This window comes from Streptomyces sp. NPDC043726, from assembly GCF_056436565.1.
The window spans coordinates 1-14,733 of the sequence record NZ_JBWKCI010000018.1 but is presented as its reverse complement, the minus strand read 5'-3'; the positions used below and the strand labels follow the sequence as shown (position 1 = coordinate 14,733).

Sequence of the window (14,733 nt, the reverse complement as noted above, 5' to 3'; positions counted from 1 at the left end):
ACCACTCTCCGGCCCGGTTTCAACCCCGTCAACGGAACCAGTCGATGCGTGTGCGCGTGGTCTTCACAAGGCCCGACTTTCGGTCAGGGGGCCGAGCCTGAAATAGTTCCCGACGATGTTCGACATCCCTAGACTCCCTGTGATGGGGCGTTACTCGGGGGACTACTCAGTGGGGCATGGAGTGCCGGAACTCGTACTGGAATTGAACGGACAAACCTGGACGCTCGACCCGTCCAGGACATACACCCTCGGCCGTGATCCGCAGGGTGACATCGTGCTGGACGACGCCAGAGTCTCCTGGCGGCACGCCACGATCAGCTGGAGCGGCCGGAGTTGGGCCATTGAGGACCACGGCTCCACCAACGGCACGTTCGTGGCCGGCCAGCGGATCCACCAGCTGGAGATCGGTCCCGGCTCGGCCGTCCACCTGGGCAACGCGACCGACGGACCGCGGCTGAGCCTGTCCGGCTCCGCGGCCTCCGTCGCCAAGCAGCAGCCGTACGCGGCCCAGGGCGCGAACCCGGGCTGGGGTCAGCAGGCCCCGCAGCAGCAGGCGCCGCAGGCCGGCTGGCAGCAGTCGCAGCAGGCCGCGCCCAACATCCCCCAGCAGCAGGGCCCCGGCGTCGGCGCGGGGGCGCCGCCGGTCTACGGCGACCGCAGCCCCACCACGTTCCACCAGTTCTCCATCGGCCGCGTGATGCGCATCGGCCGTGCCCTGGAGAACGAGCTGGTCGTCTCCGACCTCCAGGTCTCCCGGCACCACGCCGAGTTCCACTCGACGCCCGACGGCCGCATGGAGATCCGCGACCTCGGCTCGCACAACGGCACGTACGTCAACGGTCAGCCGATCCCCAAGGGCGGCTCCCAACTGCTCGGCCCCGCCGACATCGTCGGCGTCGGTCACTCCACCTTCCGGATCGTCGGCGACCGTCTCGAGGAGTTCGTCGACACCGGTGAGGTCTCCTTCTCGGCCCGCCATCTGACCGTCACGGTCGACGGCGGCAAGCAGATCCTGAAGGACGTCTCCTTCGGCGTCCCCGAGAAGTCCCTGATCGCGGTCATCGGCCCGTCCGGGTCCGGCAAGTCGACGCTGCTCAAGGCGCTCACCGGCTACCGCCCCGCCAACCAGGGCGATGTCCTCTACGACAACCGGAACCTGTACAAGCAGTTCGCCGAGCTGCGTCAGCGCATCGGTCTGGTCCCGCAGGACGACATCCTGCACAAGGAACTGACCGTCAAAAAGGCCCTCAAGTACGCGGCCAAGCTCCGCTTCCCCGCCGACACCACGGCGCAGGAGCGCGAGGCCCGCATAGACGAGGTGCTGCGCGAGCTGAAGCTGGACATCCACAAGGAGAAGAAGGTCACCTCCCTCTCCGGCGGCCAGCGCAAGCGCGTCTCGGTGGCCCTGGAGCTGCTCACCAAGCCGTCGCTGATCTTCCTCGACGAGCCCACGTCGGGTCTCGACCCGGGCATGGACCGCGATGTCATGCAGCTGCTGCGCGGCCTCGCCGACGACGGCCGTACGGTCCTCGTCGTCACCCACTCGGTCGCCGAGCTGGCGATCTGCGACAAGCTCCTGGTGATGGCGCCGGGCGGCGCGGTGGCGTACTTCGGTCCGCCGGAGGAGGCGCTGAACTTCTTCGGCTACGACACCTGGGCCGATGTCTTCTCCGCCTTCGAGAACTACCGCGACTACGACTGGGCGGGCCGCTGGAAGGGCTCACAGCACTACCAGATGTACGCCGCGGACATCGACGCCATCGCGCCGCAGTCCGTACAGATGCCGCCGATGCAGGCGATGAAGCCGCCCAAGCCGCAGGGCTGGGCGTCCCAGTTCGGCACGCTGGTGCGCCGCTATGTCTCGGTCATCGCCTCGGACAAGGGCTTCCTGGCCCTGTCGATCATCCTGCCGCTCGTCCTCGGCTCGGTGAGCCTGCTCATCGACTCCGGCAAGGACCTGCTGGTCAACACGGAGATCAACCCGAACACCGGCAAGCCCGTCGCCAACGGCACGGCCCTGACGGTCCTGCTGATCCTCGCGGTGGGCGCCTGCTTCGCCGGCGCCGCGAACTCCGTCCGTGAGCTGATCAAGGAACGGGTCATCTACGAGCGGGAGCGCGCGACCGGCCTGTCCCGGTCCGCGTACCTGATGTCCAAGGTGTTCGTGCTCGGCCTGATCACCGTGCTCCAGGGCCTGATGGTCGGCGTCATCGGCTTCTCCAGCCGCACGATCCCGGACGAGGGCCTGGTCCTCGGCAGCCAGATCCTGCTGGAGCTGTGCATCCCGATCATGGCGCTGGGCTTCACCGCGATGATGTTCGGCCTGATCATCTCGGCCCTGGTGAAGACCGCCGAGAAGACCATGCCGCTGCTGGTCATGTTCGCGATCGTGCAGGTCGTCTTCACCGGCTGTCTGTTCCCGCTGGCCAACTCGGTCGGCGTGAACGAGCTCTCGTACCTGATGCCGTCGCGCTGGGCGGTCGCCGCCGCGGGCGCCACGCTCGACTTCAACAACATCAGCCCGCCCGCGAAGGGCGACAGCGACGACCCGCTGTGGGAGCACACCGTCGGCGCCTGGGGCATGGACATGGCCGCCCTGCTCGTCCTCGGCGTGATCTGCGGCTTCTTCGTGGCCCGCTTCCTGCGCCGCCACGAGCCCGAGGTCATGCGCAAGTAGTCCTCGCCGTGACAACGCCGAAGGGCGGCACCCGTCAGGAGGTGCCGCCCTTCGGCGTTCGTACGAGGTCCGCGCCGACCTCAGTACGCGCTGTTGACGTTGTCGATCGAGCCGTACCGGTCGGCCGCGTAATTGGCGGCGGCGGTCAGGTTGGCGACCGGGTCGTACTGGCTCCAGGCGGTGCCCGGAACGTGGTACGCGTCGAACGTCGGCTTGATGACCTGGAGCAGACCGATGGACGGGACGCCGTTCTGGGCGTTGATGTCCCAGTTGTTGATGGCGTTCGGGTTGCCCGAGGACTCCCGGATGATGTTCTTGTGCAGACCGTGGTAGGTGCCCGGGATGTTGTGCTTCTTCATGATGTCCAGGGCCTCACGGATCCAGCCGTCGAGGTTGTTGGCGTAGGTCTTCTTGACGGCGACCGGCTTGGCCGGGACACGCTTGGCGGAACGGCTCGCGGCCTCCTTGGCCTTGCGCTCCTGCTCGGCCTTCTTCTTGGCCGCGGCCTCGGCGGCGGCCTTCTTCGCGGCCTCCGCCTTCTTCTTCGCGGCGGCGTCGGCGGCGGCCTTCTGCTTGGCGGCGATGGCCTCGGCCTTGAGGCTGGCGCTCGCGAGCTGGTCCGTGACGCTGGCCTTGACGTCCTTGATCTGCTCGGACTTGAAGGCCACCTGGGCGGCGGCGGGCTCGGCGTTCGTCGTGGTCTGCGCGTTGCCCGGAACGGCGGAGAACGCGAGGGCGGCGGCGCCGAGCGTGGCGACACCAGCGATGGCGATCTTGTGGTGCTTGGTCAGCGCACGACGATGACCAGCGAAAGTGTTCTTGGGCATGGCGGGGGGACCTCTTCGAATAGCGCGGAGGTCGCTCGCTGTCCGGTGGGGACACGGGTGCTTCCGGCACAAACGCCGCGGGGGGAACCCGCGGCGCTGAGCGACGGAGCCATTCTTAGCGGCCGCAAAATGGCCAGGCAAAGGTGTGACGTACGATCCCCGATAGTGGATCAGGGAAGGGCAAATCGGGACAGATGGGAATGTCCTTCCCGCTCAAAAGGGACCCTTCATCTCCTATGTTCCCTCGTACGTGATGTGGGTCCTATGCGCGGCCTCACATCGGCCGGGTGGCGGTCTCACCGGCAGTTGCTGAAGCAATGCTCTGTGTGAGGGGCCTCCGCCGGAAGGAGGAGATGCACGTCCCCGAACTCGTGCCACAGGTAGCGCCCGCGCAGCGCCTCGTCGTACCCACGCTCGATCGCGGCCCGTCCCGCGACCGCCTCCAGCATCAGCAGATGCGAGGCCTCCGGCTCGTGCAGCCCGGTCAGCAACCCGTCCACGACCCGCACCCCACGCGCGGGGGTCACCACGAGATCCGTCCACCCCGCACGCGCGCGTACGACCCCGTCCGCGCCGGCCGCCGACTCCACGGCCCGCACCGCGGTCGTCCCCACCGCGATGACCCGCCCGTCCCCGGCCCTCACCGCGTTGATCAACCGCGCCGACGCCTCCGGCACCGCGAACCGCTCCGGATACGGCGGCTCGTGCGCCTCCGCCGAGGCCACCCCGGTGTGCAGCGTGACCGGCGCGAACTGCACCCCTCGGCTCACCAGCTCCGCCACCGTCCCCGCCGTGAAGGGACGCGCGGCACTCGGCATCTCCGCGCTTCCGTCGCCGTCGAGCGAGGGAAGCGCGAACACCGTCTGATAGGCGGACAGCGGCTGATCACGTGACGTATAGGAGTAACGAATGGGCCGCCCGTGCTCCCGAAGCATGCCGAGGAGGCCGCCCACCCCGTACACCCGGGCCCACCACAGTCGCTCCCCGTCCGCGCTCAGCGGCTCCTCCAGCACCAGCCGCAGGCTCCCCGGCAGCCGCACCTCCATCCCCGCGGGCCCGCCCGCACGCGCGCGTGTGGTGCCCGTGCCGTCCGGATCCCTCAGTTCGACCGCCCACCGCCCGTCGTCCCCGCGCGTGGAGAAGTGCACCACCACGCGCGCGTGCCCGGTCTCCCCGTCCACGGCGGCGGCCCGCGTCGGCGAGGTGTTCACCACCAGCAGATCCCCGGCCCGCAGCAGCCCGGGCAGCTCCCGGAACGCGTGATGCGTCACCCGCGTCCCCCGCGACACGAGCAGCCGTACGGAGTCCCGCCCGAGCCCCGGCCCGCGCTGCTCGGCCGGGACCCGCGCCGACAACTCCCCGGGCACCCGGACCGCCGACGTCATCGCCGTCCCTCCGACAGCGCCGGCGCCCCGTACCGCCCGCTCGCCGGCCGCTCGTCCAGCAACCGCAGGAACCCCGGCACCACGCTCCCCGGCTCCGGCCGCGGCCCGTCGTCCTCCGGTACGGCCGCCGCGTACAGGTCCGTGGCCATGTCCCCGGGATCCACCGCCCAGACCCGCAGCCCGGGCTCCTCCACGCCCAGCACGGCCGCCAGATGGTCCAGGGCCGCCTTCGAGGCGCCGTAGCCGCCCCAGGTCTCGTACGCCTCGGCGGCCGCGTCCGAGCTGAGGGTGACGACGGTCCCGGCCGGGGCTGCCCGCAACAGCGGCAGCGCCTCCTGGACCAGGCCCAGCGCGGCCACGGTGTTCACCTCCAGCGCCCGCCGCAGCCCCTCCAGCGGCAGTTCCTCCAGGCGTACGAGCGGCTCGGCGCCCAGCGCGCTCGCGTTGTGCACGAGCAGATCGACCCCGCCCAGCCGCCAGGCGGCCGCCACCAGCGCCGCCCGGTGCCCGGCGTCCGTCACATCGCCCGGCAGCGCCTCCACGCGCGTGCCGTGCGCCGAGACGGCCGACGCCGTCTCCTTCAGCACCTCCTCGGTCCTGGCGTCCAGCACCAGATCCCAGCCGCGCGCGGCCAGCGCCTCGGCCAACGCCCGTCCCAGCCCCTTCGAGGCCCCCGTGATGATCGCTACCGGCATGACACGTCCCCTCACTCACCCGATGTGATGTGCCGTGGTGATGTGCCTTCAACCTAGGAACGGGCCCGCCCCGCCGCCTCGGACGCGGGCCGCAGAACGCCGGGTCCCTTTGGCGGGGGGCCTGCGCCCGGGGACCTCAGCCCTAGGCCCACGGGCCTAGGCGGGGGCGGTCACAGGTCCGATCCGCACTGTCACACCCCGCCGGTACCGTGAGGGCATGAATCAAGGTCCAGGGTCCGGCCTTGCGGCGGTGAGCTCCGCGCTGCTGGCCATGAGCAGGCATCTGGAGGTGCGCGACGTCCTCAAGACGATCGTCGCCTCGGCCCGCGAGCTGCTCGACGCGCAGTACGCCGCCCTCGGCGTCCCGGACGACCACGGCGGCTTCGCCCAGTTCGTGGTCGACGGCGTCAGCGACGAGCAGTGGAAGGCCATCGGCCCGCTGCCCCGCCAGCACGGCATCCTCGCCGCGATGCTCCAGGAGGCCAAGGTCGAGCGCCTGGCCGACGTCCGCAGGGATCCCCGCTTCGAGGGCTGGCCGTCGGCGCACCCCGACATGTCCGACTTCCTGGGCCTGCCGATCCGCGACGGCGACGAGGTCATCGGCGCCCTGTTCCTCGCGAACAAGAACTGCCCCAAGCCGGAGGGCAGCTGCGGCTTCACGGCCGAGGACGAGGAACTCCTCTCCATCCTCGCCCAGCACGCCGCGATCGCCCTGACCAACGCCCGTCTGTACGAGCGCAGCCGCGAACTGACCATCGCCGAGGAGCGCTCCCGCCTCGCGCACGAACTGCACGACGCGGTCAGCCAGAAGCTGTTCTCGCTCCGACTGACCGCCCAGGCCGCGGCGGCGCTCGTCGACCGCGACCCGTCCCGCGCCAAGGGCGAGCTCCAGCAGGTCGCGGTGCTCGCCGCGGAGGCGGCCGACGAACTGCGCGCCGCAGTCGTGGAGCTGCGCCCCGCGGCCCTGGACGAGGACGGCCTGGTCGCCACTCTGCGCACCCACGTCCAAGTCCTCGACCGCGCCCACAGCGCGCGCGTGAGCTTCGACGGATCCGGGGTACGGGCCCTGCCCGCGGCCCAGGAGGAGGCGCTCCTGCGCGTCGCTCAGGAGGCCCTGCACAACGCCCTGCGCCACTCGGGCGCGGAAGGCGTCGAGGTGACCCTCCACCGCCGCGGTGGCGGGGCGGTGCTGCGGGTCACGGACGACGGCAGCGGCTTCGACACGAAGACCGTGCGCCGGGCCGGCCGCCATCTCGGCCTTGTCTCCATGCGGGACCGGGCGAGCGGGGTCGGCGGCACACTGACCGTGGAATCGGCGCCCGGCAAGGGCACCATGATCGAGATGGAGGTGCCCGGTGGCTGACGCAATCAAGGTGCTGCTCGTCGACGACCACCAGGTCGTCCGCCGGGGCCTGCGCACGTTCCTCGAGGTGCAGGACGACATCGAGGTGGTGGGCGAGGCGGCCGACGGAGCCGAAGGAGTCGCCCGCGCGGAGGAACTGCGGCCCGACGTCGTCCTCATGGACGTCAAGATGCCGGGCATGGACGGCGTCGACGCGCTGCGCAAGCTCCGCGAGCTGGGCAACCCCGCGCGCGTGCTGATCGTCACCAGCTTCACCGAACAGCGCACTGTGGTCCCGGCCCTGCGCGCGGGCGCCGCCGGTTACGTCTACAAGGACGTCGACCCCGACGCGCTGGCCGGCGCCATCCGCTCCGTCCACGCCGGGCACATCCTGCTCCAGCCCGAGGTCGCCGGCGCGCTGCTGTCCCAGGAGGACTCGGGGCCCGGCCAGGGCAGAGCGGGTTCGCTGACCGAGCGGGAGCGCGAGGTGCTGGGCCTGATAGCGGACGGCCGCTCGAACCGGGAGATCGCCAGAGCGCTGGTCCTCTCCGAGAAGACGGTGAAGACCCACGTCTCGAACATCCTGATGAAGCTCGACCTGGCGGACCGCACGCAGGCGGCGCTCTGGGCGGTACGGCACGGGGTGACGGGTTAGAGCACCGGCCCGGGGCAATCCAGAGCTTTGGCCCGAGGCAATACGGAGCGTCCTACTCCGGACTGAGATTCATACCGTAGTGGGAATGTCCCCCGGACGGCGCATCCTCGGCGCCGCTCCGCCGTTCTCCAGTGCGTGCCGCGGCGACTGCCGTGGTGATCGCTAGGAGGGCTCAGAAGTGAAGAACCTGAAGAGGGCAGCGGCCGTGACGATGGTGGCGGGCGGTCTGGTCGCCGCCGGAGCCGGAATGGCCGCCGCCACCGACAGCGGCTCGCTCGCGGACGGCAAGGCCGTGGGCTCCCCGGGTGTCGGCTCGGGCAACGTCGTCCAGGCGCCGATCCACATCCCGGTCAACGCCGTCGGCAACAGCGTGAACGTCATCGGCGTCCTGAACCCGGCCTTCGGCAACCTGGGCCTCAACCACTGACCCAGGTCGCCACGCGACCTCCGGCCTCCCGGGCGACCCGGGAGGCCGGTCAAGCGTGGTGCCCGTGACTCTTCTCGGCCCCTGGGGGCGAGGCACCCCGGGCAGGTACACGCCGACTCCGCTCACCTCGGACCGAAGGTCACCGCACCCCCCGCTCCCGCTCCTCCACATACGCGTTGTACGCGGCGACCTGCGCCCGCCGGGCCGTCCGCTCCACCGGCCGCAGCGCGGCCGCCCGCGCCGCCATCTCCCCGGACGTCACCGCGGCCCCGTGCCCGTTCTCGGACGCCAGCGTCACCAGCACTCCGACCCGCTGCGCAAGCTCCAGCACCCGCACCGCCCGCGGCGGATACCCCGGCGCCAACACCTCCCGCCCCCGCTCGGCCCGGGCCCGGTACGCGTCGATGGCCGCCTCGGCCACCGGCCCCGAGCCGGCCACGTCCAGCCGGGCCAACACCTCCGTCGCCTCCCGCAGAGCCTCCGCCAGCTCCCGCTCCGCCTCCCCGAGCGAGGGCACGTCCGCGGGCGGCGCCTCCCGCACCGGCAGCACGTGCCAGACGACCTCGACATGCTCATCACCGTCGGGCCCGGCCGCGTACACCTCGGGCACCAACCCGAAGGCGGCCCCATGACAGACGACGGCCTCCTCGGCCTCCAAGGCCCGCGCGTTGAACTCCGGCGGCCCACTGAGCCCCAGCGGATGCCCCGGCGCCGGCAACGCGACCCGCATCCCCGCCACCCCGAGCGCCCGCAGCCGACCGAGGGCCAACGTCAGCCCGACCGGCCCCGACTCGCCCGGCAGTCCTTCGACCCGGTGCACGGCATCGTCCCCGACGATCGCGAGCACACAGTCATCCGGAGAGACAAGTCCGGCCAAAAGGGCATTTCCCCAAGCGGCAAGGCGTCCTGAACGCGGTTCCGAGAGCATGCCTCCAGCCTAAGGACCGGACCGATGGAATGAAGCGCGGCACCGGTGGCGTAGATTTCGTTGAGGGGTGCGCCCATGAGTGCGCCCACAACGCGCACGCGACCACCGAGACGCCGAGACCGGTCACACTGCAAGGGGAGACAACGCGCTCATGAGCGATGTTCTGGAGCTTCAGGACGTATCCGTGGTCCGTGAGGGCCGGGCTCTGGTGGACCAGGTCTCCTGGTCGGTCAAGGAGGGCGAGCGCTGGGTGATCCTCGGTCCCAACGGCGCCGGCAAGACCACCCTCCTCAATGTCGCGTCGAGCTACCTCTACCCCAGCAAGGGCACCGCCACGATCCTCGGCGAGACCCTGGGCAAGGTCGACGTCTTCGAACTGCGCCCGCGCATCGGCATGGCCGGCATCGCCATGGCCGACAAGCTCCCCAAGAGCCAGACCGTCCTGCAGACCGTGCTGACCGCCGCCTACGGCATGACCGCCGGCTGGCAGGAGGAGTACGAGGAGATCGACGAGCAGCGCGCCCGCGCCTTCCTCGACCGCCTCGGCATGAGCGAGTACCTCGACCGCAAGTTCGGCACCCTCTCCGAGGGCGAGCGCAAGCGCACCCTCATCGCCCGCGCCCTGATGACCGACCCCGAGCTGCTGCTCCTCGACGAGCCCGCCGCCGGTCTCGACCTCGGTGGCCGCGAGGACCTGGTCCGCCGCCTCGGCCGCCTCGCCCGTGACCCCATCGCCCCCTCGATGCTCATGGTCACCCACCACGTCGAGGAGATCGCCCCCGGCTTCACCCACGTCCTGATGATCCGTCAGGGCAAGGTCCTCGCCGCGGGACCGCTGGAGCTCGAACTCACCTCCCGCAACCTCTCCATGTGCTTCGGTCTCCCGCTCGTCGTCGAGCAGGTCGGCGAGCGCTGGACCGCCCAGGGCCTGCCGCTGTCCTGATCCACCTGATCTGCGCCCTGTCGGCGGCAGGTTGTGCGGTCCTACCATGACCATGTGAACGACATCGACGCATGGGTGTGGTGGCTCATCGGCGCGGCCGCGCTCGGAATCCCGCTCGTGATGACCGCGATGCTCGAACTCGGCATGCTCGCACTCGGCGCCGTGGCCGCCGCGGGTGTGGCCGGACTCGGCGGCGGAGTTGTCTTCCAGGTCCTCGTCTTCACGGCCGTATCGGTCGCGTTGACCCTCGCCGTGCGCCCGCTCGCCGCCCGGCACCGCACCCAGCGACCCCAACTCGTGTCGGGGGTGGAGGCGTTGAAGGGCAAGCAGGCCGTCGTACTCGAGCGTGTGGACGGCTCGGGCGGCCGCATCAAGCTCGCCGGGGAGGTCTGGTCGGCCCGCGCCCTCGACGGCGGCCATGCCTACGAAGTCGGCGATGAAGTGGACGTCGTGGACATCGAGGGGGCCACGGCGATCGTCATGTGACCTCGGGCGACGTAACTGAGGGAACACCCCACCGGGCCCCCGACGTTTCTGTCAGACTCGACCGGCAAGATCTTCAACAAGCATAAGATCTGCACCAGTTAGGATCCGCAGGATCCTCGACAGCGCGCTGAGGCGGAGAAGGGTACGGGGAGCCGACGATGGAACCGGTCATCATCGTCTTGATCATTCTGGTGGTGTTGGTCTTCATCGCCCTGATCAAGACGATCCAAGTCATCCCACAGGCCAGCGCCGCCATCGTCGAGCGCTTCGGCCGCTACACGCGGACCCTCAACGCGGGACTGAACATCGTCGTCCCGTTCATAGACACCATCCGCAACCGCATCGACCTGCGCGAACAGGTCGTGCCCTTCCCGCCCCAGCCGGTGATCACCCAGGACAACCTGGTCGTGAACATCGACACCGTCATCTACTACCAGGTGACGGACGCCCGCGCGGCCACGTACGAAGTGGCCAGCTACATCCAGGCGATCGAGCAGCTCACGGTCACCACCCTGCGCAACATCATCGGCGGCATGGACCTGGAGCGCACCCTCACCTCCCGCGAGGAGATCAACGCGGCCCTGCGCGGCGTCCTCGACGAGGCCACGGGCAAGTGGGGCATCCGCGTCAACCGCGTCGAGCTGAAGGCGATCGAGCCGCCGACCTCCATCCAGGACTCGATGGAGAAGCAGATGCGCGCCGACCGCGACAAGCGCGCCGCCATCCTCACCGCCGAAGGTACGCGCCAGGCAGCCATCCTCACCGCGGAGGGCGAGAAGCAGTCCCAGATCCTGCGCGCCGAGGGCGAGGCCAAGGCCGCGGCCCTGCGCGCCGAGGGCGAGGCCCAGGCGGTCCGTACGGTCTTCGAGGCGATCCACGCCGGCGACCCGGACCAGAAGCTCCTCAGCTACCAGTACCTCCAGATGCTCCCCAAGATCGCCGAGGGCGACGCGAACAAGCTCTGGATCGTCCCCAGCGAAATCGGCGACGCCCTCAAGGGCCTCTCGGGCGCGATGGGCAACTTCGGCCCCCTGGGCGGCGGTTCCGGTTCAGGCGGCGGCACCGTCCCCAGCCAGGGCACGGAACGCCGGGAGAAGCCCAACATCGACTGAGGTACGACAGAGGGGCCGCCTTGGACGAAGGCGGCCCCCAACTCGTCACACGACCTACGCGGCGTCAACCCCGAGCCAGTCCGGCAGAGCCGCGAAGTCCTCGTGGCCCAACGACAGCAGCATGGCGTCCGCCGGAGTCGGCTCGAACGGCTCCCGGAGCAACGGCATCCCCGCCTCCGCCGGCGTCCGGTTCGCCTTGCGGTGATTGTCCTCAGCGCACGAGGCCACCGTGTTCAGCCAGGTGTCCTGCCCACCCTGCGACCGCGGCACCACGTGGTCCACGGTCGTCGCCCGCCGGCCGCAGTAAGCGCACCGGTGCCGGTCCCTGACCAGCACACCCCGCCTCGACCACGGGGCTCGTCTTCGGAAGGGCACCCTCACGTACCTGCACAACCGGATCACCCGGGGGGCCGGTATGTCGACCGCGGCTCCGCGCATGCGCAGTTCGGGGTGGGACTGCTCCACAACAGCCTTGTCCTGAAGCACCAGAACGACGGCTCGGTTCAACGTCACCGTCGACAGCGGCTCGAAGCTCGCGTTCAGTACCAGCGTGTCCCGCATGACCAGCCCACCTCCTATGCGCAGCGGCCCACCCCCTGGCGGGCTGGGATCAACTCTGGCCGGGCACGCCGAGATGGACAACGAAATAAAAAATGCCCGCCCCTGATCACTTCCATGACCAGGGGCGGGCAAACGTTCAATGAACGTCAGGCTTCGGCGGGCACCTCGTACTCACCGATGAGCTGGGCGCGCGCCAGCGCGTGGAACCGCAGATTGAATCCGACCACCGCCGGCGAGGCGTCGGAGTCCGGACCGAGCTTCTCCTGGTCCACGGCGTACACCGTGAACACATAGCGGTGCGGACCGTCCCCGGGAGGCGGCGCCGCGCCACCGAAGTCCTTGGACCCGTAGTCGTTGCGCACGTGCACCGCGCCCTCGGGCAGCCCCTCGAACTTGCCGCTGCCGGCACCCGCGGGCAACTCGGTCACCGACGCCGGGATGTCGAACACGACCCAGTGCCAGAACCCGCTGCCCGTGGGGGCATCGGGGTCGTAGCAGGTCACGGCGAAGCTCTTGGTCTCGGGCGGGAAGCCCTCCCACCGCAGCTGCGGCGAGGTGTCCCCGGCCGCCTGGACCTGAGCGTCCTTGAGGGTCGCGCCCTCCGAGACGTCCTCACTCGTGACCGTGAACGACGGCACGGGCGGATGGAAGTCGTGGGGGAGCGGCCGCCTCTTGAGCTCGGTCACCTCGGTACCTCCTGGATCGGATCGTTCAGTGGGTTCCGAGCCTAGAACCAGTTGCGCTTGCTGCCGACCTCGGACAGCCACTGGTTGAGGTACGCCGCCCAGTCGGTGCCCTGGTAGTCGTTCAGACCCACCTGGAAGGAGCGGAAGGTGTCGCTGCCCTCGCTGAACAGACCCGGCTTCTTGTCCATCTCCAGCACGACGTCCATCGCGTTCTGGTCCGCGACGAAGCTCAGCTCGACCTGGTTGATGCCCCGGTACTGCTGCGGCGGGAAGAACTCGATCTCCTGGTAGAACGGCAGCTTCTGGCGCGTACCGCGGATGTGGCCGCGCTCCATGTCCGCGTTCTTGAAGCGGAAGCCCAGCTGGATGAACGCGTCCAGGATCGCCTTCTGCGCCGGCAGCGGGTGCACGTTGATCGGGTCCAGGTCACCGGAGTCCACCGCACGCGCGATCTCCAGCTCGGTGGTCACACCGATGTGCATTCCGCGCAGGGTCTGCCCGTCGATCGTCGTGATCGGGGTCTCCCACGGGATCTCAAGACCGAACGGCACCGCGTGCACGGCCTCGGCCTGGAGCTCGAAGGCACCGCCGAGCCGCACCTTGGTGAACTCGATGTCCTGCTTGTACTCCTCCTCGCCGCTCTCGACCTCGACCTTGGCCTGCAGCCCGACCGAGAGCGCCTCGATCTGCTGGCTGACGGAACCACCCTGGATCCGCACCTCGCCCTGGACGACACCGCCCGGAACGACATTGACCTCGGTCAGCACCGTCTCGACCGAAGCCCCACCGGCCCCCAGACTCGCGAGCAGCTTCTTGAACCCCATGACTCTCCCTCTACGACTGCATCCTTGATCCCTACAAACGCGATCCGGCCCTGGCCGGTTCCGCGCCCTCACCCTTGCAAGGGGAAGGGCGCCTGACCACCCCGTGACCGCCCACCCGTCTGCACTACCCTCGGACGGCATGATCGCGACCCCTGACCGTACGCCGCTTCCCAGGGACTTCTTCGACCGGCCCGTCCTGGAAGTCGCCCCCGACCTCCTGGGCCGCATCCTGGTGCGCACGACCCCGGACGGTCCGATCGCCCTGCGCCTCACAGAGGTCGAGGCCTACGACGGCCCCAATGACCCAGGCTCCCACGCCTATCGCGGCCGCACGGCCCGCAACGGGGTGATGTTCGGTCCGCCCGGGCATGTGTACGTCTACTTCACGTACGGCATGTGGCACTGCATGAACCTGGTGTGCGGCCCTGACGGCACCGCGTGCGCGGTCCTGCTGCGCGCCGGCGAGATCGTCGAGGGCGCGGAGCTGGCTCGCAAACGTCGACTCTCGGCCCGGAACGACAAGGAACTGGCCAAAGGCCCGGCACGCCTGGCGACCGCCCTTGGTGTGGACCGAGCCCTCGACGGCACGGACGCCTGTGCCTCCGGCGCCACCGAGCTGAGGATGCTGACCGGCACGCCGGTCCCCTCTGACCAGGTGCGGAACGGACCGCGCACGGGAGTGTCCGGCGACGGGGGCAACGGAGACGTCCATCCCTGGCGCTTCTGGGTCGCCAACGACCCCACGGTGAGCCCCTATCGGGCCCATGTGCCGAGGCGCCGCCGAAGTTGACTCGCCCTGGGGAGGCGCGTAACGTAGCCCGAGCCGCTGAACCGGGTACGGCAATCGCCAGCAGCCGGAGCGGCCAAACCACTACCTACGTCTTCCCTCAGCGGGGGCGAATTCTGCGTGCCCGCACGCCTGAATTCGGAAGCCGCGAAGACTCGATTATGAGTCGGGCAGGGAATCGGCTAACGTAGTGAATGCCGAAGGGCCGCAAGGCCAAAAGGCAAATCCCGCCGACCGGGAATCGGAGCCGAAAGGATCTGATAGAGTCGGAAACGCAAGACCGAAGGGAAGCCCGGAGGAAAACCCGAGAGGGTGAGTACAAAGGAAGCGACCGTTCCTTGAGAACTCAACAGCGTGCCAAAAATCAACGCCAGATATGTTGATACCCCGTCTCTCCC

The 14,733-nt window shown here is 69.7% G+C and carries 15 protein-coding genes; 8 read left to right on the top strand and 7 right to left on the bottom strand.

The genetic code is table 11. The features are described from left to right. The first annotated feature begins 181 nt into the window (after positions 1 to 181). Complete coding sequence (locus tag AC068Z_RS37270) at positions 182 to 2,677, top strand: ABC transporter ATP-binding protein/permease (protein ID WP_478566755.1); 2,496 nt, start codon at positions 182 to 184, stop codon at positions 2,675 to 2,677. An 80-nt stretch (positions 2,678 to 2,757) separates the two neighbouring features. Here the strand turns inward: AC068Z_RS37270 and AC068Z_RS37265 are convergent, their stop codons facing one another. The 3 genes from AC068Z_RS37265 to AC068Z_RS37255 all read right to left on the bottom strand — a co-directional run bounded on the left by AC068Z_RS37265 (position 2,758) and on the right by AC068Z_RS37255 (position 5,584). Continuing rightward, complete coding sequence (locus tag AC068Z_RS37265; RefSeq protein WP_478566378.1) at positions 2,758 to 3,504, bottom strand: transglycosylase SLT domain-containing protein; 747 nt, start codon at positions 3,502 to 3,504, stop codon at positions 2,758 to 2,760. A gap of 296 nt (positions 3,505 to 3,800) precedes the next feature. Next, the gene (locus AC068Z_RS37260; protein ID WP_478566375.1) at positions 3,801 to 4,889 is read right to left on the bottom strand and encodes an S-adenosylmethionine:tRNA ribosyltransferase-isomerase; all 1,089 of its coding nucleotides are present in this window, start codon (positions 4,887 to 4,889) and stop codon (positions 3,801 to 3,803) included. Beyond that, entirely contained in the window at positions 4,886 to 5,584 is a 699-nt protein-coding gene (locus AC068Z_RS37255; protein ID WP_478566372.1) for an SDR family NAD(P)-dependent oxidoreductase, read from the bottom strand. The genes AC068Z_RS37260 and AC068Z_RS37255 overlap by 4 nt, the downstream gene beginning before the upstream one ends. Positions 5,585 to 5,801: 217 nt before the next feature. On the opposite strand from AC068Z_RS37255, the gene AC068Z_RS37250 reads away from it, so the two are divergent. The 3 genes from AC068Z_RS37250 (at position 5,802) to chpE (ending at position 8,008) form a co-directional block, all read left to right on the top strand. Next, the gene (locus tag AC068Z_RS37250; protein ID WP_478566369.1) at positions 5,802 to 6,947 is read left to right on the top strand and encodes a GAF domain-containing sensor histidine kinase; all 1,146 of its coding nucleotides are present in this window, start codon (positions 5,802 to 5,804) and stop codon (positions 6,945 to 6,947) included. Further along, positions 6,940 to 7,581, top strand: coding sequence for a response regulator (locus AC068Z_RS37245; protein WP_478566366.1), 642 nt, complete (start codon positions 6,940 to 6,942; stop codon positions 7,579 to 7,581). The genes AC068Z_RS37250 and AC068Z_RS37245 overlap by 8 nt, the downstream gene beginning before the upstream one ends. A 178-nt stretch (positions 7,582 to 7,759) precedes the next feature. After that, on the top strand, positions 7,760 to 8,008 hold the full coding sequence (gene chpE / locus AC068Z_RS37240; protein WP_478566363.1) for a chaplin ChpE: 249 nt from the start codon (positions 7,760 to 7,762) through the stop codon (positions 8,006 to 8,008). Positions 8,009 to 8,147: 139 nt separating this feature from the next. On the opposite strand, the gene AC068Z_RS37235 is transcribed toward chpE, so the two are convergent. Beyond that, a complete protein-coding gene (locus tag AC068Z_RS37235) occupies positions 8,148 to 8,936 on the bottom strand; it encodes a hypothetical protein (protein ID WP_478566360.1) in 789 nt (262 codons plus the stop codon). Positions 8,937 to 9,087: 151 nt separating this feature from the next. On the opposite strand from AC068Z_RS37235, the gene AC068Z_RS37230 reads away from it, so the two are divergent. The 3 genes from AC068Z_RS37230 (at position 9,088) to AC068Z_RS37220 (ending at position 11,477) form a co-directional block, all read left to right on the top strand. Then, positions 9,088 to 9,879, top strand: coding sequence for an ABC transporter ATP-binding protein (locus AC068Z_RS37230; protein WP_451724438.1), 792 nt, complete (start codon positions 9,088 to 9,090; stop codon positions 9,877 to 9,879). 54 nt (positions 9,880 to 9,933) lie between these two features. Continuing rightward, complete coding sequence (locus AC068Z_RS37225) at positions 9,934 to 10,365, top strand: NfeD family protein (protein WP_478566357.1); 432 nt, start codon at positions 9,934 to 9,936, stop codon at positions 10,363 to 10,365. A gap of 158 nt (positions 10,366 to 10,523) precedes the next feature. Then, positions 10,524 to 11,477, top strand: coding sequence for an SPFH domain-containing protein (locus tag AC068Z_RS37220; protein ID WP_478566354.1), 954 nt, complete (start codon positions 10,524 to 10,526; stop codon positions 11,475 to 11,477). 54 nt (positions 11,478 to 11,531) lie between these two features. On the opposite strand, the gene AC068Z_RS37215 is transcribed toward AC068Z_RS37220, so the two are convergent. The 3 genes from AC068Z_RS37215 to AC068Z_RS37205 all read right to left on the bottom strand — a co-directional run bounded on the left by AC068Z_RS37215 (position 11,532) and on the right by AC068Z_RS37205 (position 13,548). Continuing rightward, positions 11,532 to 12,038 carry an HNH endonuclease gene (locus AC068Z_RS37215; RefSeq protein ID WP_451724434.1) on the bottom strand — a complete coding sequence of 169 codons (507 nt, stop codon included), beginning with the start codon at positions 12,036 to 12,038 and terminating at the stop codon, positions 11,532 to 11,534. A gap of 146 nt (positions 12,039 to 12,184) precedes the next feature. Continuing rightward, positions 12,185 to 12,724, bottom strand: coding sequence for a YbhB/YbcL family Raf kinase inhibitor-like protein (locus AC068Z_RS37210; RefSeq protein ID WP_478566351.1), 540 nt, complete (start codon positions 12,722 to 12,724; stop codon positions 12,185 to 12,187). Between the two features lie 41 nt (positions 12,725 to 12,765). Beyond that, a complete protein-coding gene (locus AC068Z_RS37205; protein ID WP_478566348.1) occupies positions 12,766 to 13,548 on the bottom strand; it encodes a sporulation protein in 783 nt (260 codons plus the stop codon). 139 nt (positions 13,549 to 13,687) lie between these two features. Between AC068Z_RS37205 and AC068Z_RS37200 the strand changes: the two genes are divergently transcribed. After that, the gene (locus AC068Z_RS37200; RefSeq protein WP_478566345.1) at positions 13,688 to 14,338 is read left to right on the top strand and encodes a DNA-3-methyladenine glycosylase; all 651 of its coding nucleotides are present in this window, start codon (positions 13,688 to 13,690) and stop codon (positions 14,336 to 14,338) included. The last annotated feature ends 395 nt before the right edge of the window (positions 14,339 to 14,733 follow it).